15 protein-coding genes are annotated in these 20,212 nt (G+C 33.5%); 8 read left to right on the top strand and 7 right to left on the bottom strand.

What is annotated here, in order from left to right; all coding sequences use genetic code 11:
* Positions 1-10: 10 nt before the first annotated feature.
* From VLC96_RS04080 to VLC96_RS04065, 5 genes are all read right to left on the bottom strand, one after another.
* Positions 11-289, bottom strand: a complete 279-nt coding sequence (locus VLC96_RS04080; protein WP_325260776.1) for a DUF6520 family protein — start codon at positions 287-289, stop codon at positions 11-13.
* An 85-nt stretch (positions 290-374) separates the two neighbouring features.
* Positions 375-1,463 carry a hypothetical protein gene (locus VLC96_RS04075; RefSeq protein WP_325260775.1) on the bottom strand — a complete coding sequence of 363 codons (1,089 nt, stop codon included), beginning with the start codon at positions 1,461-1,463 and terminating at the stop codon, positions 375-377.
* Positions 1,460-1,894, bottom strand: a complete 435-nt coding sequence (locus tag VLC96_RS19110) for a MauE/DoxX family redox-associated membrane protein (RefSeq protein ID WP_414655561.1) — start codon at positions 1,892-1,894, stop codon at positions 1,460-1,462. Before VLC96_RS19110 ends, VLC96_RS04075 begins: the two co-directional genes overlap by 4 nt.
* 101 nt (positions 1,895-1,995) lie before the next feature.
* Positions 1,996-2,946 (bottom strand): helix-turn-helix transcriptional regulator, encoded by a 951-nt coding sequence (locus VLC96_RS04070; protein WP_325260774.1) that lies wholly within the window; start codon positions 2,944-2,946, stop codon positions 1,996-1,998.
* An 86-nt stretch (positions 2,947-3,032) separates the two neighbouring features.
* Positions 3,033-3,416 carry a DUF7793 family protein gene (locus VLC96_RS04065; RefSeq protein WP_325260773.1) on the bottom strand — a complete coding sequence of 128 codons (384 nt, stop codon included), beginning with the start codon at positions 3,414-3,416 and terminating at the stop codon, positions 3,033-3,035.
* Positions 3,417-3,661: 245 nt separating this feature from the next.
* On the opposite strand from VLC96_RS04065, the gene VLC96_RS04060 reads away from it, so the two are divergent.
* The 8 genes from VLC96_RS04060 to VLC96_RS04025 all read left to right on the top strand — a co-directional run bounded on the left by VLC96_RS04060 (position 3,662) and on the right by VLC96_RS04025 (position 16,490).
* Positions 3,662-6,094: an aminotransferase class I/II-fold pyridoxal phosphate-dependent enzyme gene (locus VLC96_RS04060; RefSeq protein WP_325260772.1), complete on the top strand. Its 2,433-nt coding sequence runs from the start codon at positions 3,662-3,664 to the stop codon at positions 6,092-6,094.
* 28 nt (positions 6,095-6,122) lie between these two features.
* A complete protein-coding gene (locus VLC96_RS04055) occupies positions 6,123-6,956 on the top strand; it encodes an RteC domain-containing protein (RefSeq protein ID WP_325260771.1) in 834 nt (277 codons plus the stop codon).
* Between the two features lie 408 nt (positions 6,957-7,364).
* A complete protein-coding gene (locus VLC96_RS04050; RefSeq protein WP_325260770.1) occupies positions 7,365-7,670 on the top strand; it encodes a helix-turn-helix domain-containing protein in 306 nt (101 codons plus the stop codon).
* Positions 7,671-7,752: 82 nt separating this feature from the next.
* Positions 7,753-9,204, top strand: a complete 1,452-nt coding sequence (locus VLC96_RS04045; protein ID WP_325260769.1) for a DUF3945 domain-containing protein — start codon at positions 7,753-7,755, stop codon at positions 9,202-9,204.
* Between the two features lie 6 nt (positions 9,205-9,210).
* Entirely contained in the window at positions 9,211-11,298 is a 2,088-nt protein-coding gene (locus tag VLC96_RS04040; RefSeq protein ID WP_325260768.1) for a type IA DNA topoisomerase, read from the top strand.
* A gap of 238 nt (positions 11,299-11,536) precedes the next feature.
* On the top strand, positions 11,537-13,510 hold the full coding sequence (locus VLC96_RS04035) for a hypothetical protein (RefSeq protein WP_325260767.1): 1,974 nt from the start codon (positions 11,537-11,539) through the stop codon (positions 13,508-13,510).
* Between the two features lie 218 nt (positions 13,511-13,728).
* Entirely contained in the window at positions 13,729-15,840 is a 2,112-nt protein-coding gene (locus VLC96_RS04030) for a DEAD/DEAH box helicase (protein ID WP_325260766.1), read from the top strand.
* Positions 15,837-16,490 (top strand): DUF2290 domain-containing protein, encoded by a 654-nt coding sequence (locus tag VLC96_RS04025; protein ID WP_325260765.1) that lies wholly within the window; start codon positions 15,837-15,839, stop codon positions 16,488-16,490. The genes VLC96_RS04030 and VLC96_RS04025 overlap by 4 nt, the downstream gene beginning before the upstream one ends.
* 298 nt (positions 16,491-16,788) lie before the next feature.
* On the opposite strand, the gene mobC is transcribed toward VLC96_RS04025, so the two are convergent.
* Both mobC and mobB read right to left on the bottom strand, forming a co-directional pair.
* Entirely contained in the window at positions 16,789-18,807 is a 2,019-nt protein-coding gene (mobC, locus tag VLC96_RS04020; protein ID WP_325260764.1) for a conjugal transfer protein MobC, read from the bottom strand.
* Between the two features lie 100 nt (positions 18,808-18,907).
* Positions 18,908-20,212: a conjugal transfer protein MobB gene (gene mobB, locus VLC96_RS04015; protein WP_325260763.1), complete on the bottom strand. Its 1,305-nt coding sequence runs from the start codon at positions 20,210-20,212 to the stop codon at positions 18,908-18,910.

Raw genomic sequence — 20,212 nt, 5'->3', positions numbered from 1 at the left:
TGGTAACTATTTAGTTAGGTATTTTATACAAAGGGACATCACAAGGTGCATTTGGCGCCGCTTTCCCTTTTAGTTGGCTACCTCCACTTGAAGTACAAATATTAGCACTAGAAACATTGCTACACTGAGCATCAGCATGACACGGATCTGCTTGTGATATAAATCGGTATCCTTGCACATTAGTAAGTGCTTTGTCACTGCTCATGGCTGTGGTTGTAAAAGCACCAACGATTCCTAAAACGATAACTGCCAGTGGCATAATCATTCTTTTTAAAAAAATTGCTTTCATAATAGTAATATTTTATGGTTATGATCTACTCTTTTACAGGTTTTCGATCGTATCCCTGACATCGGCCGATATATTTTAAAATGTTTTATTTTGTGGCAACTCTTGCAGGATGATTTTGGGTGACATATTCCCTTAACTTATAGCAAACTATCTCATGGTCGATCAGTGCATACAGTTTGTTTTCATATACTAACATAGCTTTCATCTTTTTTGCGGAAATTTTATAAATAGGAAAACTGGAACGATAGGTTTTGTCAGTCAGGTCGTATACATCTATTATACTCGCTCTTTTCCATGTAGCATCAGTTTCATACATACCAGGTAATTCTGAATTGACAAATAGCAATTTTCCCTGCACAGCGCTCAATTTATTAACAATCAAAGGCGGCACGGCAAAAGTTTTTTGATTACTGTTTTTAAGTTGCGTTAACTGTATCTGAGCATGACTCACTGTATCAATTGTTTTACCGCGATAATCTAGTTTTAAATTAGTATTAGCCACTATATATTGATTTCGATACAGATAGACATAAACAATCCGATTGAGAATGCTGTTGTATAACAAGCTGCCATCGGTGTCGAACTTTCCATCAAATTGGCTTTGTAATAATGAAGAATTATATTTAGCTTGTACTTTATTGCCAAGGTGTAAGGTGCCAATTCGATTTTCTCCGTTTATTGGTGATAAATAACGTACTGCCATATTCACGGAATCAATTGGAGTAAGTTGAGAAAAACGAGAACCATTGTTTATTCGCAATGACGCAGTCCAATTGGAAATACTTCCTTTAAATACATACGGAACCATTCCCTCAAAAACATAAAAGTTGTCCCCTAAAACTCTGATTTCAGGTCCTCGAAAAGGAACATTCCTTTGTTTTAACTTTATATGATAAATTGTTTTAGTTTGTAGTGCCGAATCCAAAACCATCACTTGTAAAGGAGCAGTATAATTCCCTAAATAAATTTTTCCATTTCCGCATCCGGCAAAATAGTAGGAGTTGTAAATTAAATCGGTTTGATGCACTAGCTCCGCCACATGCTGTGGAAATCGACGAATAAAGCTGTTGTGGTAGTGGGTAATGTTTTCAGAAATAATAAATAGAGAAGCCATTGTGCCAATTCCAAAAGCACCACAGATCAGAAGGACTATTATTTTTACTTTTAATCTCATGACTTTGTAATTTGAGAATAATTTTCATTGTTCTTAGGTAAGAGTATTATAGCAATTCCAGCTAATACAATGAAAAAACAGTTGAAAATAATATGTTGACTCCAAGACAATTTTTGGATTACACCTCCACAAGAACAGGGTACAAAAGAACTATATTTTAATAAGATGTATATATAAGCCGTAAATAAAACCATCAGCGTATATGAGGCTAAAAGTCCTATTAGTCTTAACTTATGAATTAGCAATAATATAGCAATGATTATCTCCAAAGTAGGTATAGCAAACAATATCCAACTGGCAAAAGGACTCAATAGAGGAGATTGCCCCAATTGAATTTTAAAGTTTTCAAATTCCAATAATTTACTGACTGCTGCATAAACAAAAAGTAAAATATAGAGTAAACAGATAGACTCTAAAAAAAAAATTTGCATTTTGGGATTCCATCTCATGACTTCATCTGTTTTTATTTTCCATGAAGTAAAATTCAGGATTTCAAAACAATAACACATAGCTTATTGGGAGCAAAACTTGATCAAAACGGATAAAAAACATTAATCTTCTTCAGAGAGAATACATGGGCAGATTTTCTGGGTAATTCATTTGGGGAATACCCAAATCTTTTTTTAAATGACTTTGAAAAATTAGGATAATTGTTAAAGCCATTCATAGTTGAAATATTTTTTAATGGAATAATAGTTTCTTCAATCATAAAATGAGCTCTTTTTAGACGTTCTTCATTGTAAAATTTATAAATGCTCGTCTTAAAAAAATGACGGAAACCATCTTTTAATTTATATTCGTTAGTTCCAAATTTTTTAGATAGCAATTTCAATGAGGGTAGTGGCTCTTCAAGATTAGCTAAAATATAATCATACAATTTTTGAATGAGCAAGGCATCAGCTTTTCTTGTTTTTAGTTGTTTATCCATATCATTATCAGATTCGATAGGATGATACGATTTTTTTTGTACTGGTGTGATCAGGCTCACTATATAGTAATCACAATCAATCAATTTTGCAAAACTGCAGTTAGTGAGTTGATGCAATTTTTCTTTTGTAACAAAATCAAGAGATAATACTATAGAAGATGGACTCGTATCATTTTTAATAGTACTTAAGAAATCATTTAGTTTGGCATACGAATCAGCTGTAAGAAGAGATTCTAATGATTTATTGACCAATTCAGATTTTGAATAACCTAAGAACGACATAATCTCAGGAGTGAAACTCTGGATAGAAAATGTATTGTTTAGCACAAAAGTAGTTTGTGAAATAAATTGTTGTGAATTATGTGGATTAACATAACCGCCATCAAAAATAGAGTCTCGCATTTCCTCCGCGACCATATTTATTAAAACAGCTATAGTCTCTAACCCATCTCCATAACCTTTTAATGGAATTCGGCTGTTAAAATTGCCTCTCGCCATTTCGAATAACATTTGATGAATTGCAACGATATGATTTTGTTCAATAGGCATTTGCATAATATGTAACTTGCGTTTTATAATTATAATTGATGCAATCCAAATAGTAATTCAGTTTACATTTTTTAAATTAGTTGATTTTTGAATTATAAGTATTTTTTCAAAAAGACTAAAGCATCTTCCTTTTTAGTAAAGATTTGGGTAGGCACAGTAGGCTTACTGATTTGTAAATAAAAAGTGCTTATCGTTAAAATTACTTTTTCATCAACTAATAAACCTACAGCTTCCGTTAAGAGAGAACCATATTGTGCTAGATAATCTCTCCCGGCTTTTTCGGTATCTATAACTCCACGAACATCACACAAAACAGGAAATGATTTTTCATTCTGAAATCGTATCCTGTCAGACACGACTCTTTTGGCTACCTTAAGATTAATAATGGTATTGGGTTTGTATTCAAAAAAGAGAATGCCCTCAGCAATCCTAAAATTTGCATAGTCGTTCTCATAAAAATCATGGGCTGCAATCATGTTTTATGCTATTTAATTTGTGTAGTAAATTAACAAAAATATAAACATTAGCTACTAAAGATGATGCCAATTCGGGATTATTTGTTGCTATTTGGTGTTTTAGTTGTCAATTCGGGAATTTGACTTGTCAGTTTGGGATTATTCAAAAATCATATAAAATACTTTCATTTATTATAATCAATTTTAGCAATTCATTATGAACCATTTAAACAATCAATCTTAAAATTAACCAACAAAAAATTAAAATGGCAAAAATCAAGCACAATAATTTTATAGATACAGTGGATGAAGTTTTTTCGAATGCAAAGAAAGAAGGCATATTACATCTTTATGCAGAAGATAAAATTTTAACAGGCAGAACAATCCAAATTAAAGGAAAAGAAATGTTCCATTTTGGGACAACAGGTTATCTTGGTTTAGAACAAGACAATAGACTTAAAGAAGCCGCGATCCAAGCCATTCGTGATTATGGCACGCAATTTCCTCTTTCAAAATCATACATTTCCCATCCACTATACCATGAATTAGAAAGTAAAATCGAACAAATGTATGGCATACCGCCTATTATTACCAAGAATAGTACGTTGGGACATTTAGCCATTATTCCAACTCTTATTAGGGATGAAGATGCAGTCATAATAGATCATCAGGTACATTGGAGTGTTCAAAATGCTTGTCAACTTTTAAAATTGAGAGGAATTCCGGTAGAAATGATTAGGCACAGCAATTTGGATATGCTGGAAGATAAAATCAAACAGTTAACCTCTAAATGCAACAAAATTTGGTATATGGCTGATGGTGTATATTCTATGTTTGGTGACTATGCACCCATTCCGGAATTATTGGCTTTAACTCAAAAATATCCTCAGCTTAATCTTTATTTTGATGATGTACATGGAATGAGTTGGAAAGGCAAAAACGGAACTGGTTTTATTTTTGATACCATCAAAGAATTACCTGAAAATTGTATTGTGGTGAGTACACTAAGTAAAACTTTTGGAGCCAGTGGCGCAACATTATTTTGCAAGAATCAACAACTGCGAGAAAAAATTAAAAATTTCGGCGGACCGTTAACCTTTTCAGCTCAGCTAGAACCTGCATCTGTAGCGGCTGCAATCGCCTCAGCAGACATTCATTTATCTCCTGAAATAGAAGTGAGACAAAAAGACTTAGCTGATAAAATCGGCTATTTTAACCAATTGTTGTCAAAGGGCGGCCTTCCCATAATTTCAAAAAATGATTCGCCAGTGTTCTTTTTGGGAATGGGTACACCCGCAACAGCTTATAACTTTGTCCAAAGATTATTCAAGGAAGGATTTTTTCTGAATTTGGGAATTTATCCCGCTGTGCCAATCAAAAACACAGGTGTCAGAATTACGCTGTCCAGTCACAATCAAATACAAGATATTAAAGCATTAGCAGAAACAATGGAATATCACTTTCCTAAAGCTTTGGAAGAAACAAATAATACCGAAAACAAAATCAGACATGCTTTTGGAATAGACAGTAGAAGAACTGAAAAGATTTCAGTATTAAAAGAAAATGAGCTTTTTATCGAAGAAAAAAACACCATCCAGAACATACAAAAAACAGAATGGAATCAATATATGGGTAAACAAAATATTTTCGATTGGGAAGGAATGATTTATTTAGAAAGAACATTCAGCCAGCATGATGACCCAACAAATAAATGGGATTTCTATTATTACACTATTAAAGACAATAAAGGTAGTATAGTATTAATGACCTTTTTCACTTATGGCCTATGGAAAGACGACATGTTAGCCACTGAATCTGTTTCCATCCATTTGGAAGAAATTAGAAAAACCAATCCATTATACCTCACTTCAAAAGTATTGAGTATGGGTTCTTTATTTACAGAAGGAAAACACTGTTTCATCAATCAGGAACATCCTTTAGCTGAAAAAGCAATAAAACTTTTATTGGACAATATAGAAGAAAAATACAATATATTAAATGCAGATATGCTGGTGTTAAGGGATTTTGAAGAAGGTAATAAATACAATAAAGCGATCTTTGATCAAGGATATTTCAAAATTGATATGCCGGAATCCTGTGTAATGCAAAACAAAGTTTGGCATACGTATAATGAGTTTACAGAAACATTGTCTCTTCGTTCCCGTAAACATTTCAATAAAGAGATAGAACCTTATGAAAAGCACTATGATGTTGCAATAAAAGACAAATTAAACAAATCAGAAATAGCAAGAGCATACCAACTCTACAACAATGTAAAAGATAACAATTATGCTATCAATACTTTTCGGTATTCCCAAGAAGTTTTCGAAAACATGAATGAAAGTCAAAACTGGGAGTTTATAATATTAGCATTGAAAGCAGATACCGAAAATTCATTTGTAGGAGTTATGTTTTGTTACAAAAATAGCAATCACACCTATGTTCCGGAATTAATAGGTATGGATTATAAATGGGCAAAAGAGTACCAACTATACAGGCAATTGTTATTTCAAACCATAAAAAGAGCTAATGCGCTCCAATTTCCAAAAATAGACTTTGGAGTCTCAGCCTCCTTTGAAAAAAGAAAGTTAGGAGCCCAAATAATTCCAAAGGTTGCTTATGTTCAGGCAAGAGACAATTATGCAATGGAACTTATGAGTACTTTGCAAAATGATTACAAATCAATTGCTAAAGGATGAAGATATTTGACACCTAATTTTAAAAGATATGTTTGAAAAAACGATTGAATCATTTAATGCTGTCTGCAATGAAATTTTAGAAGCAAACGAAACGATGCAAAATAAGGCTTGCAATGGAATTGTATTGTGTAATAAAACTTTAACGAACTTAAAAGAGATAGTGGATAAAAATGATTTTAACACTGTTCCGGAGGAGATCGATTTTTTCAAAAATATCAAACCCGTTCCAATGAGTTTATTGATTTATTTTACAGAAGTACGTTCCTGCGAACTAAGAATGCCAAAGGCGGGTAAAACCTATAAAGTTCAATTTCTTCAGAAAGAATTGCGAAAAATTAATAAATTCTTTTACAGAAATGCTGATTTTGTGCATTATATGGAACAAGGATACTGTTACCTAGATCATCAATTCTTTACTAGAAACCATCGGGATAATTTTCCATTCACGCCCATGACCGATTACTACCAATTTCCTGAATTTTCAACATCGCAAGACATGCTTTGGGCAAAAGTAAAAGCAATGTACCGATTCATTCATTACATCAGACAAGCACTGAAAAGGCTAAAAGTAGATGATTCTGAAATATTTGAAGAAAAAAAGCATAAAGTATTGGTGTGGACAGGACCAAAAACTGCATTAACAGAATTAATTTATGCCTTATTTTCGAATGGGGCAATTAATTATGGTGCGGCAGATATTAATACGATAACAGCATCATTTGAAGATTTTTTCAACATCAAACTAGATAACATCTATAAAACCTATACCGAAATCAAAGCCCGTAAAAGCAGTAAGACAAAATTTCTAGAAGAATTAACCTTAAACCTACAACAAAAAATGTCCAGAGAGGATCAAGAGTAAAGTTGTAACTACAAAAACCTAAAAGCAGTAATCCATATTTATGTGGATATACTGCTTTTTTTTATGCTAGAATCAATCAAAGAATACTTCTAGTAAAATTAAGATTTTACAAATTTAAAATGTTAATTTTTTTCGTACTACGAAGGCTGTTGGGATCAATCCAATAATTACCGCTAAATAGACCAACTGCTATCACTTAAAAACTGAAATCATAAGCGAATTCATTTTCATAGAATTATTTTCTAGTAAAACCAGGGCTTTACGAATTTTAACTGTTAAAATTTCACCGTACTACGAAAGCCATTGGGATAAAATCTGATAAAAGCAACTGAATTTTGTAAAGTATAAACAGGTACCTCTATCTTGACGAATTGTTACCTACTGCTTACTGAACCTAAAAGATCGATCATGAATGTTGACAGAATGGAATTTATGGCTTGGATGGAGCGAATCATGGAAAGATTCGACATCCTTATGGAATTGGTAACTGTAAAAAATCAGCATACTGCTATAGATGGCGAAGAGTTATTGGACAATCAGGATATTTTGCAGATGTTAAAGATAAGTGCACGATCCCTTCAGCGATACCGTTCCTCCGGCAAATTGCCTTATTATACAATCAGCGGGAAAATTTACTATAAGCTCTCGGACATACACCAGTTCGTGAGGGAAAGTTTTAAGACTCCTATCTCCAAAAAAAAAGCCAACGGTTGACAAATAGTTCCAACGGATACCAGTTAGCGAAAAACATTTAAAAAGACTTTTACTTTCGATATCAAACTTAAAATTTCAAATTATGAGTGGGCAAAATTTAGACAAACCAAATTCTTCCGAACAATTATCCGAAATACTGCTGGTACTTGATAAAAAGAAAATGGAAATTATGGCAGTAAAGGGCATTGGCGAAAATGGCAAACTGGAAACCGTTGAACCCATAAAGAAAAACCAAAACCAGTTTGTGAAGGTGGATAAGCAGGGTGATATCTTTTCCAACTTCTTTTCTAATTTTTTTAGCCAATTAAAGGATCCTACCAGTTTTTCATTTTTCAAAGTTCCCGAACCACTGGCTATTAATGTGGCAAAAGAAATGCAGAAGCAGATAAAGCATCCAACGCCTGAAGGTGAACAATTAATGATGCAACTTGAAGTGAAAACGGAACCAAGTCAGAATTATAAACATGAAAATCAAAATAGTATGGAAACAACACAAACAACACCGGAAACGAGCGAGTATCGTTACAAACCAGAACAGATTGACTGGAAAACAATGGACAGTCTTGGACTGAACAGAGAAAAACTGGAAAAGATGAACCTCCTTGATCCTTTATTAAGGGGCTTTAAAACTAATGAGCTAGTACCTATAAGTCTTAATCTCGGCACTGCCGTAACCAGATTGGATGCAAGATTATCTTTGCAACACAATGATGAAGGGCAGGTTATGGTAGCCATTCATGGCATCCGAAAAGAGCCTAACCTAAATTTTCCTTTTTTCGGCCATGAGTTTACAAAGGAGGATAAAAACAACCTGTTATCTACTGGTAACATGGGTAGGGTGGTCAATCTAACGAATCCAAAAACGAACGAGCCCATTCCCTCTATTGTCAGCGTGGACAGGCTCACTAATGAGTTAGTGGCACTTCGTACGGATTTTTTAAAAGCTCCTGAGGAAATCAAAGGGATAAAACTTAATCAAGAGCAAAAGCAAACCTTGCTTGAAGGGAAACCGCTTTATTTGGAAGGTATGGTTTCCAAAAAAGGAGATCCTTTTAATGCTACCGTACAATTCAATGCTGATAAACGTTTTGTGGAGTTCCTTTTTGACGGAAGAAACACCAATAATCAAACGCTAAATCATCAGAATGGCCAATCGCCGGAAGCCCCGAAAACTTTTAGGGGTAAAGAGCTTGACAATGAGCAGTACCAAAAGTTAAAAGATGGCCAGACAATCTATCTAAGCGGTTTGGTGGATAAGAAAGGCAAGGAATATAATGGGTACATCACTTTCAACAAAGAAACTAATAAAACAGACTTTTCTTTTCAAAACCCAAACAAGATCAAAGAAGAGGTAAAACCTACAGAAGTCCATAAAACCCAGACGGCGGTCAATTCCGAAGGTAAGACCAACGAATCTACCAAGAACATCAAAGAACCCTTAAATTCAGGGCAAAAAAATCCAGACAGCAAGAAACAGCAGGAGCAACAGGAAACTCCCAAAGCACCTGCCAAATCCAAGGCACATAAAATGTAATATGTGATGAAAGTCGTTATTGCAGAAAAACCAAGTGTAGCAAGAGAAATAGCCGTTCTGTTGGGAGCATCCGAAAAGAAGGATGGTTATCTGACAGGTAACGGCTATTTTGTTACGTGGGCATTCGGTCATTTAATAGGATTGGGATTGCCCGAAGATTACGGAATTGTGGGATTTGACAAAGCTGCTTTGCCAATACTTCCTAATCCTTTTTTATTGACGACGCGCAAAGTAAAAAAGGACAAAGGTTATACAGCAGATACGGGAGCATTAAAGCAATTACAGGTAATTGAGCAGCTAATCAATCGCAGTGATAAAATCATTGTGGCTACCGATGCGGGGCGTGAAGGCGAATTAATATTTCGTTACATCTACGAATATCTAAAATGCAGTAAGCCCTTTGAACGTCTTTGGATCAGTTCACTTACCGAAAAAGCAATCAAACAGGGCTTTGATAGCCTAAAACCCGGAAGTGATTTTGATGGATTATATAAGGCGGCACAGGGCAGGAGCAGAGCCGACTGGCTGGTGGGAATCAATGCTTCTCAGGCGCTTTCAATTGCCGCGGGCAGTGGCATTTATTCGCTGGGGAGAGTGCAAACACCTACACTTGCTTTAATTTGCAGGCGTTATAAGGAAAACAGAAATTTTTCGGTACAGAAATATTGGCAGATTCAATTGTCCCATACTAAAGAGTTCATTGACTTTAAAAGTCTTTCCAAAAACAAATGGGAAGATAAAAAGACAGTGGAAGACGCACTAAAGTCCATCAGAAGAAATGATAATGCGGTCACTGTTGCCTCTGTAGAAACCAAAAAAGTAACAGAACAACCGCCTTTGTTATTTGACTTGACAGGTTTGCAAAAAGATGCCAATAATAAGTTGAATCTAACTGCTGAAGAAACTTTGAATATAGCCCAAAGTCTGTATGAAAAGAAATTTATCACTTACCCGCGTACCGGAAGCAAATACATTCCTGAGGATATGTGGGCAGAGATTCCCAATCTTATCAGGGCTTTACAGGATATGGAAATCTTCAAACAAGCAGTAACCAAAATAAAATGGGGACAATTCAATAAACATATAGTGAATGACCTACATGTTACCGATCATCACGGTCTGCTGGTTACGGACAAAATACCTTCGGCATTACCTGCCATGGAAAATGCTGTTTATAATTTGATTGCCTTTCGATTGCTGGAAGCTATTTCGCAAGCCTGCATTAAAGAGATAACAGACGTCACTTTACAGGTTTTGCATTATGGTTTTGTGTTGAAAGGCAACAAAATATTGGAGGTAGGTTGGCGTAGCATAAGGGGCAATTTTTCTGATGAAAATACAGAACCAGTGCAGGAGCTACCAGAACTAAAAAAAGGTGATAATCTTAAAATAAAAGAAGCTGCCATTTTGGAAAAGAAGACCAAGCCACCTATACTTTATACTGAAGCTGGACTTTTATCGGCCATGGAAACCGCCGGAAAGGAGATTGAAAATGAAGAGGAGCGAAAAGCATTGCAAAACATTGGTATTGGAACACCTGCCACAAGAGCCTCCATTATTGAAACCCTATTTAGTCGTAACTATATCCAAAGGGAAAAGAAAACTCTGATTCCCACGGGAAAAGGATTGCAGGTGTATGAACTTATAAAAGATAAAAAGATTGCAGACGTAGCGATGACCGCCGACTGGGAGTTGACTTTGCAGAAAATAGAAAACAACGAAAGTAATGCAGATACTTTCCAAAAAGAAATGGAAAACTATGCTACATCCATTACCAATGAATTATTGCAAACTGTAATTGCACAAGAAAATTTGGCCATGCTTGATTGTCCCAGATGCAAAAATAGACAACTGATTATTAGGGATAAAATTGTCAAATGTCCTAATGAGAATTGTAATTGGGTACAATTCCGAAATGTGTGTGGTGTGCAAATTGGTATAGCCGATATTAAAAGCCTCGTCAATAAAGGGAAAACTTCTCTCATTGAAGGAATGAAAAGTAAATCTGGAAAGAAATTTGATGCTTATATTGTACTGAACGATAAAGCGGAAACCTCCTTTGAATTTGAAAAATCGAAATATCTAAAGAAATAATGAGCAAATTCTATTATGACACAAAATGAAATAAAAAACCAGATTTATCATGTTACCGGAAAAGAGGTAATGCTAGTCGCACAAACATAACCTAATGATTAGGGGAATGTTTGTAATATTTCAAAATTTGTAAAGAGCTAATCTTAAATCAATGGATATAGCCTGAAAACGGTTTAGTTCAGAATTGAGTTTTTTGTAAATTATAAATGTTATATTTTAGCCATAAATAACTGAGCTTATGCAAATAGATATTAAAGGGAAAATAAATGAGAAAAAATTGGCATATAGTAATACTCTATTACCACTTTATGAAGCTATAGTAAATTCAATTCATTCAATTGAAGAGAGGGATATTAAAACTGGTATTATTGAAATTGACATCATTCGTTCAACTCAAGAAAAATTAGATTTAGAAGAATCTGAAAACTTACCAGATATAGTTGATTTTACAATTAAGGATAATGGGATAGGGTTTAATGAAACAAATTATGATTCTTTTAATTTTGCTCATTCAACATATAAATTTTCTAAAGGAGGAAAAGGAATTGGTCGATTTACTTGGCTAAGGGCTTTTAATAAAGCCGAAATTGAAAGTAGATATTTTGAAAATGACCAATGGAAATTAAGGAAATTTAATTTTGAACCAACAAAGCTTGGAATTGAGAAACATATATTAGAAGACGTAAATGGAATTGAAGAAAGATATACTACTGTTAGATTAAAAGGCTTAAAAAATGAATATAAAAAGTGGTGTAATAATAAAGCTGAAGATATTGCCTTAAAGATAATTGAGCATGCTTTTGTTTATTTTTTAAATAAAAATTGTCCAAGGATAATTTTGAAAGATATGAATGAACAAATTATCGTAAATGATTTATTTAATCTTTTTACAAAAGGGCAAGTAAGAACAAATAAAGCTAAAATTAGAAATAGCGAATTCAAATTGAGTTTTGTAAAACTTTATAGCAATAGAGTAGATAACAAAATTCATTATTGTGCAAATACTAGGGAGGTGATTTTTGATAAAATTTCAATTGATATTCCTGAAATGGATAATTTTTTAATTGATAATGAAGGTAACAATTTTTCTATTGCGGTTTATGTTGAAGGTAAATATTTAGATGAAAATGTAAATGATGAACGAACAACAATTTTTTTTACAAAAGGAGAAATCCAATTTCCAGACCAATTATCTCAAGAAGAATTAAGAAAAAGTATTACTGACTTCATTTATAAAGAATTTGAAGATCAAATCAGCAAGCTTTCTAAAACCAGACTAGAAAAAGTTTATGAGTTTGTTTCACAACATCCACGTTATAAGCAACTCCTAAAATATAAGCCAAATGAATTAAAAAAAATTCCTTCAACTCTAAGTGAGGAAAAGATGGAGTTAGAGCTTTTTAAAATCCAACAGACTTTGGAACTCGATGTTAAGAAAGAAGCTAGAACTATTTTAAAGTTCATAGAAAATGAGGACGATAAAGATGAGTTTACAGAAAAGCACAAGGAAATCTATGCAAAAATAATTGAAGTCGGAAATTCTAAATTATCAGAATATGTAATTCACAGAAAATTAGTTTTAGAATTATTTGAAAAATTTCTAAAAATTAAAGCAACGGAAAAGGCTGTGCATAGTTTAATTTTTCCATTGCAAACTTTATCTGATGAGATTGGATTTGAGGATCATAATCTATGGATGATTGATGAAAAGTTGTCATACCATAAGTATCTAGCTTCTGATAAAAAATTTAAAAGAATAAAATTAATTGAATCACAATCGAGTGAAAGACCAGACTTAATAGTTTTTAATAAACCTTTTGCTTTTTCAAACAATAATAAACCTTATGAATCAATTGTTCTAATCGAATTCAAACGTCCATTGAGGGATGATTATACAGATGAAGAGAATCCAATTCAACAAGTTACTAGATATGCAAGAGAGATAATTGAAGGAGAGGCAAAAGATAAAGATAAGCGTGAATTTGATATACGGAAAAACACACCAATTTATGCTTATATTATTTGTGATTTGACTAAAAAATTGAAAGGCTATGCAAATGATAGCGGATATAAACTTTTGCCAAGCGGTGATGGTTTTTTCTTCTTTAACGATAATTATAATATGTATGTAGAAATTTTAAGTTTTGATAAAATTTTAAATGATTCAAAAGAAAGGAATAGAGTTTTGTTTCAAAAACTGAATCTATTGTAAAGACAAAGGGAGTTAATTGGTAAAATGTTAATTGTTTTACTTAACAATAAGTACAATAGAACTTAGATTAAAATTAACTCCTTGTTTCAGAATATGTTCCATGAAATTTCGAGAATTTTAAAGTAATAAATGTTTAAAAACAAATTGTATTTCAACTCAATACTCTATTTTTGTGTTGATAATTGCTTTTGCAAAACAATGAAATTTAGTAAATAAAGATGGTTGAATTTAATATAGTTAGAGGAGATTTAAAAAACAAGCCAGAATCTTCAAGACAACTTGCATCTTTCTTTGAATCAAAGAGAGATAAGTTGACTGGTACTCTTTATGTGGGATATCCAATAATTGGAACTTCTGACGGAGGGTTTCAAATTGATGCACTATTAATAACAAAAGAATTAGGATTAATAATTTTTAATTTAGTTGAAGGAGTAGATGCACGTGATTATCAGGATATTCAAGATGAAAATTATACAAAACTTAAATCAAAACTTTTTCAACATAAAAATTTAACATCTAGAAGAGAATTAGCATTCAATATAAATACGGTCACTTATGCCCCTGCACTTCAAACTTCTCCGCAGATTGAAGATTATGTTTGTTGTGTAAATGATGCAGATGTTGAAAGCTATTTAGAAAGAATTAAATCACCGATAGATGCGTTTTTTGAACCTCTTTTGTCAGTTATTCAGTCTATAACATCAATACGTAAAAACAAATCAAGAGAATATGTTGTCAAGGAAAACTCTAAGGGTGCTATATTAAAGAAATTAGAAGATTCAATCGCTAACCTAGATAGACAACAAAGTGCTGCAGTAATCGAGACTGTCGACGGAGTACAACGAATTAGAGGATTAGCAGGTTCTGGAAAAACTATTATTTTAGCTTTAAAAGTAGCTTATTTACATGCTAAAAATCCAGAATGGAAAATTGCTGTAACTTTTAATACAAGATCATTAAAAGATCAATTTAGGAAATATATAAGAATGTTTAGTTATGAACATATTAATGAAGAACCGAATTGGAAAAATATTGAAATTATCCATGCTTGGGGAACATCTTCATCGGAAGGGATATACTATAATATTTGTAAAGACCATAATATTGAGTACATTGATTTTAATTCAGCTAAGCAATTTTCCCCTATTTATGGAAAAGAATTTGATAAAGTCTGTGAAAAGGCAATAAATGAAGTCACAGATTTTAAACAAAAATATGACCTTATTGTAATTGATGAGGCTCAGGATTTTTCAAAAGAATTCTTAAGAATGTGTTATAGTATTTTGAAAGACCCAAAGAGATTGGTGTATGCTTATGACGAGCTTCAGAGTCTTAATATTAAAACAATGGATTCACCAGAAGAATTATTTGGGAATGATATTAAAGGAAATCCATTTGTAAAGCTAGTAAATGAAGTAAATCAGCCTAAACAAGATATAATACTTTATAAGTGTTATAGAAATTCTTTGGAAATTTTGACTAGTGCGCATGCTTTAGGGTTTGGAATATATAAGGAAAGTTTAGTACAAATGTTCGATAATTCTAACTTATGGAATGATGTGGGGTATAAAATTGTAAAAGGTACGTTGGAAGAAGGGAAAGATGTTATTTTAAAAAGAACTAGTGAGACTAGTCCAGATTTTTTATCAAACCATTCTTCAAAGGAAGATTTGTTGGTATTTAAAACGTTCGAGGATAATGAGGATCAAGTTAAGTATATTGTAGATCAGATAGAGAAGAACTTAACAGAGGATGAATTAACGCTTGATGATATTATGGTAATTAATCCTGATCCCTTAACTACTAAAAAATTAGTAGGTGCCTTTAGACAGAAATTATATGATAAAGGTATTAACTCCAGTTTAGCTGGTGTTACTGCTTCACCAGACATATTTTATGATCATGATACTATTACCTTTACGGGTATATACAGAGCTAAAGGAAATGAGGCTGCAATGGTATATGTAATTAATTCGCAATATTGCTATGATGGAGTAGAATTAGCAAAAAAAAGGAATATTCTATTTACTGCAATGACTAGAAGTAAAGCTTGGCTTAGAGTTTGCGGATATGGCACAGACATGAAAAGGCTAGAAACAGAATTTGAAAAGGTAAAAGAGAATGATTTTACTTTAAGTTTTCGATATCCTACTTCAGAAGAACGTAAGCATATGAATATAGTGAATAGAGATATGTCAGAGCAAGAAAAAAACAGTATTCAAAAGAATCAAAAAAATCTTGTAGAATTACTGAAAGATCTTAAAGAAGGAAAAATTCAGAAAGAAGATTTAGATAGAGATTTGATATCACAAATTCAGAAACTTGTATGACAATAGAACAGGTTATACGTCAAATAAATGATGTTACATCTAAATTAATTGGAGCTAGTCTTTCTGAAGAACAAAATTTTCCATCAGAAAAGGATGGTTCAGTTTATATATCTGGAAATCATGATCTTTCCATAGCTTTGAAGAATTTGTCATATAATGAAATTTATACCACATTAGAGCAAGAAAAAAACTTTAACATTAAGATGATGGATGGTGCTTTAATACAATTGATGTATAATTTTGATAAGTCTAATGGAATGTTAAAAAAGTGCAGATTAGCTTTTTTTCCTTCACCTAATCTAGAAGAATTTCAAAATAATAGTGAAATTTATGAGTTGGATGAAATTTATGCAGATGTAATAAGCAAAAATATAGTTAGCACACCTATAAGGTTTGACTATGATCCAGTAAATCATATTCCAGTTGAGCATCCTAATTCGCATATGACTATTGGTCAATACAAAAATTGCCGAATACCTCTCTCAGTTCCATTAACTCCTAACATGTTTATTGATTTCATTTTGCGTAGTTTTTATAACACTGCTAAAAAGAAATTTACTGAGCAATTAGTTTTTGATAAAACAGATTCGTTTGATGAATGTATACATGATGCTGAGAGGAAAATACTCCATTTTAATATGTCTAAATAATGTATTATAATTATGCTATAATATTTTCAACGGCTTCTTAACCATTTGCCAAGGAAAAGGTTTTTCCATATAAAACGTTTTTTGCGAAATCTTGATGTGTTTGTAGTTAAGTTGTTTATACTGCTTACAAAATGATCCTAAGTCAACTAAATAATATCTAGCTTTTTTGGAGCACAACACTATAAGTGTGCTTTATTTTTGTGGTAAGTATGATATTTATAAAATATCGAAAACTTTTTGCGTGGAGGGAAGATGGCTGGACCGGATAGAGAGCCGAGATAGATTCTCTTTTATGCGATTATATGTTGTCTCTGGGGTGATCCTTTTGCACCAAATGTTGCAAATCAGGATCATTCTTAATACGCTCCAACTCAGTTTCAATAACCAGAACAATATCTTGTTTTATTCTCCGGTAGTTGGTTTCAATTTCCTGTTTCATTTTGTCTTCTCCATGTTCATCTACAAAAGTTAAAATTTCCGGTATTTTTTGATACGACTTAGTTTCTGAAGCTACTTTACTTTTATCTACAACAATTTCGGCGTGAAAAATTTTCTGTTCGATACGTTCATCAAAATTATCGGATACTGCCCCCACAAATACTCCCTGTGTTAAGGTCGAAATTTTCGAGGCTGGTATTAAACTATCCAATTGCGTAGATATGGAAGTAGATTTGTCATTACGGTTAATAGTAAGACTCTGGCGTTTTTGTAACACTTTACCGAAGCGTTCGGAAAGGTTTTTGGCAGTTTCACCAACAACTTGGCCACTGAATATGTTACCCACGATATTTTGAATTACTTTGCTTTCCTTGTCCCCATAATCACGGGTTAATTGCGAATAATCCTGAAATCCCAAACATACTGAGACTTTATTGCTTCTTGCAGTCGCAATAAGGTTATCCAGTCCTCTAAAATAGATGGTGGGAAGCTCATCTATAATTACAGAACTTTTTAATTGCCCTTTCTTATTGATGAGTTTTATAATTCTAGAATTGTATAATCCCAACGCTGCTGAATAGATATTTTGACGGTCAGGATTATTGCCTACGCATAGTATCTTAGGTTCTTGGGGATTATTTATGTCCAGTGAAAAGTCATCTCCGGTCATAACCCAATATAATTGGGGTGAGATCATTCTTGACAAAGGAATTTTTGCCGATGCTATCTGTCCCTGCAGCTGGTCTTGCGCGCCTCCTTGCCATGCATCCATAAATGACGATAGATAATTTTCCAGATCAGAATAGGAAGTCAGGATCGTAAATACTTCCGAATACTTTTTGTTTAATAATTCTATGGCGTGAGGAAACGTACAATATTTACCGTTTTCATAGATTTTAAGAAACCAAATAATGGCCGCCAATAAGATGATTGGAGATTCTACAAAGAAATCCCCCTGCTTCTGTATCCAACTTCTGTTAAGATTTAGCATTATCGTATTGGCTGATTCGTATGCATCGGATATATCAGTCATAAAATCTGGATTTATTGGGTTACAACGGTGGCTTTTTCTAGGGTCATCAAAATTAATGATGTAAAATTTCGGTTTTACCTTGTACTTATCAGTATGCTTTAGCAAATGGTTATAGGCAATTGTAGATAGGTCGTCAAATTTGAAATCATAGATATACATTGAAAAACCTTTTTCAATATGCTGTTTGATGTAGTTGTTTACAACAGCATACGATTTACCCGAACCGGGTGTTCCCAATACAATGGTTGCCCTAAAAGGGTTAACGATATTGATCCAGCCATTATGCTCTTTTTTATTGTACCAGAATTTGGTGGGTAAGTTTACGGAATATTCATTTTGCATTAATTTAGTTTCCTGCATAAAACTTTCATTCTCATTGTTGAAAATATCGTCCATCAGGTTATTGTTCAGTAATCGGTGCGTCCATACGCCCGCCATTAATAAGGCAATATATCCTAAAGCCGATGTGACCATATAAATGAAAGTTCCTATAATTGGCGATAACTTCAAGAATGGGGTGTTCAGAAAGAACATCACAAATCCAATTCCAAAAGTTATATGAATTTTAGGCAAGGTTATTTTCTCATTCTTCACGCCTTTGGTTCCAAGACAGCTTAAGGCCAGCAGAATTATGGCAAATATTTTGGTGTAAAGGGTATGTGAGAACAAACTGGCAGTCTTTTGGAACTTAATCAATATCTTATTAATAATTTCCATTGTCCATCCCTTTTCAAGAAAAAAGCCATAGCAGTACCAATAAAAGTGCATCAGCACTATCAGAATGCTTACAGCCCTCATAAAAGACATTATTTTGGCTAAACCTCTTAAATCGTCTTCTCCCTGCATTATTTTGATTTTTAATGTTCGTGAGGGAATTTATGGACTATGAAGGCAGCCTATAAAATGTGGTACACATTGGCAGTGCGTGGCGGTATTTGGCTGATTGTTATTGCTGGCCTCTTTGGCGTTTTCTTTTCTTCTTCATCTTATTGGCAAAATCCATTTCCTCGTAATCTTCACCTTGTGATGTAGTCAGCAACCCTCCAAAACTTTCCATGATACCAGTTTCATTTGTGTTGAAAGGAGGAACTTCTTTATTTAGAAAACCAAATAATTCGTGAGGCTTTTCGGTAGGTAGGTCTTCCATTTTGCTGTGTTGCGATCTTTTTGGCTGAGGTTCTTTGAGGTCTTTTATTCTCGGTTTGATATTATTATTCCAATAGTCATTAAAGGCATTAGCTGAAAATTCCTTTTCTAGACGGGAGCCGTTCCATACTGTTCTGGAATTGTGGTCGATAAAAGTCATTCCATAAATGCGCCCTGTATCATTTCTGCGGTCAATTACGTTAATTCCATTTTCAGCTAATTGCTTCTTAAAGCTTTTTTCATCCTTTGTCGATTGCAAGGCAATTGAAATCGCAGATTTGATAGCTGGTTTTGCTGTATGGTCTTTTAGGGCTTTCTTTGATCCTTCAAAATGCAATTCCAAAGAAGGGAGCCCTGCATTTTTACCGAATAGGGAAGCCTTGAATGGATGCCTGGATCTTTCTCCTTTTTCATTTAAAGGGATATATAATAATCCATGCCGGATTTTTCCCTGTAGTTCGCCTTCCACTTTTTCGGTGGTAATATTGAACAGGGAGAGCAGTGCATTGTATTCGCCTAATGTTTGGAAATTATAATACTTAGGGAGATGACGGACAACTGAAGCAATCTGGCTTTTTATATCTCCTGCTTGGTAATTCACAGGATGGAAAATAGTGTCATTTTGCTTGTGCCCTTTCTCCGTTGCCGGTATCAGACCGTATTTGTTTTCTAACTCACGACATACGTTCATAGACCGTCTTTTTTCAAACTTATCCGAAATCTTTCTACCTTCTTCATCTATACAGACGGATACTATATGGATATGTGCGCGATCAATATCGGTATGTTTGAACACCACAAAAGGCTGTTCGCCATAACCCATCTCCTTCATATAGTTCTCAGCCATCAATTTAAAATTTTCATCACTTACATTATCCTTGGGGTCGGGATTGAGAGAAATGTGCAAAGTTGGTTTTTCGGTATTGCGATTGGCTATCAGATAAGGTTCGAAAGATCGAATCAATTGAGCCACGGAATAAAGACCTTGAGGTGTTTCAATTATCCTATTGGTAAAAAGAATTTGTCCGTTCTCTTTCTCCACTTTGAGCTGATTGTATGCCAAAGCTCCATATAAATTGCTTGCTCTACCAATTTTTGCTATCAT

It is taken from the genome of Flavobacterium sp. (assembly GCF_035456085.1).
In the GTDB taxonomy this organism is placed as follows: Bacteria; Bacteroidota; Bacteroidia; order Flavobacteriales; family Flavobacteriaceae; genus Flavobacterium.
This window is presented reverse-complemented; position numbering and strand designations above follow the sequence as displayed.

Excerpts from the sequence above, each read along its gene's own strand:
- VLC96_RS04065 (WP_325260773.1), bottom strand. The coding sequence starts at position 3,416 with ATGATTGCAGCCCATGATTTTTATGAGAACGACTATGCAAATTTTAGG.
- VLC96_RS04040 (WP_325260768.1), top strand. The coding sequence starts at position 9,211 with ATGAAAGTCGTTATTGCAGAAAAACCAAGTGTAGCAAGAGAAATAGCC.
- VLC96_RS19110 (WP_414655561.1), bottom strand. The coding sequence starts at position 1,894 with ATGCAAATTTTTTTTTTAGAGTCTATCTGTTTACTCTATATTTTACTT.
- VLC96_RS04080 (WP_325260776.1), bottom strand. The coding sequence starts at position 289 with ATGAAAGCAATTTTTTTAAAAAGAATGATTATGCCACTGGCAGTTATC.
- mobB (WP_325260763.1), bottom strand. The coding sequence starts at position 20,212 with ATGATAGCAAAAATTGGTAGAGCAAGCAATTTATATGGAGCTTTGGCA.
- VLC96_RS04035 (WP_325260767.1), top strand. The coding sequence starts at position 11,537 with ATGCAAATAGATATTAAAGGGAAAATAAATGAGAAAAAATTGGCATAT.
- mobC (WP_325260764.1), bottom strand. The coding sequence starts at position 18,807 with ATGCAGGGAGAAGACGATTTAAGAGGTTTAGCCAAAATAATGTCTTTT.
- VLC96_RS04025 (WP_325260765.1), top strand. The coding sequence starts at position 15,837 with ATGACAATAGAACAGGTTATACGTCAAATAAATGATGTTACATCTAAA.
- VLC96_RS04060 (WP_325260772.1), top strand. The coding sequence starts at position 3,662 with ATGGCAAAAATCAAGCACAATAATTTTATAGATACAGTGGATGAAGTT.
- VLC96_RS04055 (WP_325260771.1), top strand. The coding sequence starts at position 6,123 with ATGTTTGAAAAAACGATTGAATCATTTAATGCTGTCTGCAATGAAATT.
- VLC96_RS04075 (WP_325260775.1), bottom strand. The coding sequence starts at position 1,463 with ATGAGATTAAAAGTAAAAATAATAGTCCTTCTGATCTGTGGTGCTTTT.
- VLC96_RS04050 (WP_325260770.1), top strand. The coding sequence starts at position 7,365 with ATGAATGTTGACAGAATGGAATTTATGGCTTGGATGGAGCGAATCATG.
- VLC96_RS04045 (WP_325260769.1), top strand. The coding sequence starts at position 7,753 with ATGAGTGGGCAAAATTTAGACAAACCAAATTCTTCCGAACAATTATCC.
- VLC96_RS04070 (WP_325260774.1), bottom strand. The coding sequence starts at position 2,946 with ATGCAAATGCCTATTGAACAAAATCATATCGTTGCAATTCATCAAATG.
- VLC96_RS04030 (WP_325260766.1), top strand. The coding sequence starts at position 13,729 with ATGGTTGAATTTAATATAGTTAGAGGAGATTTAAAAAACAAGCCAGAA.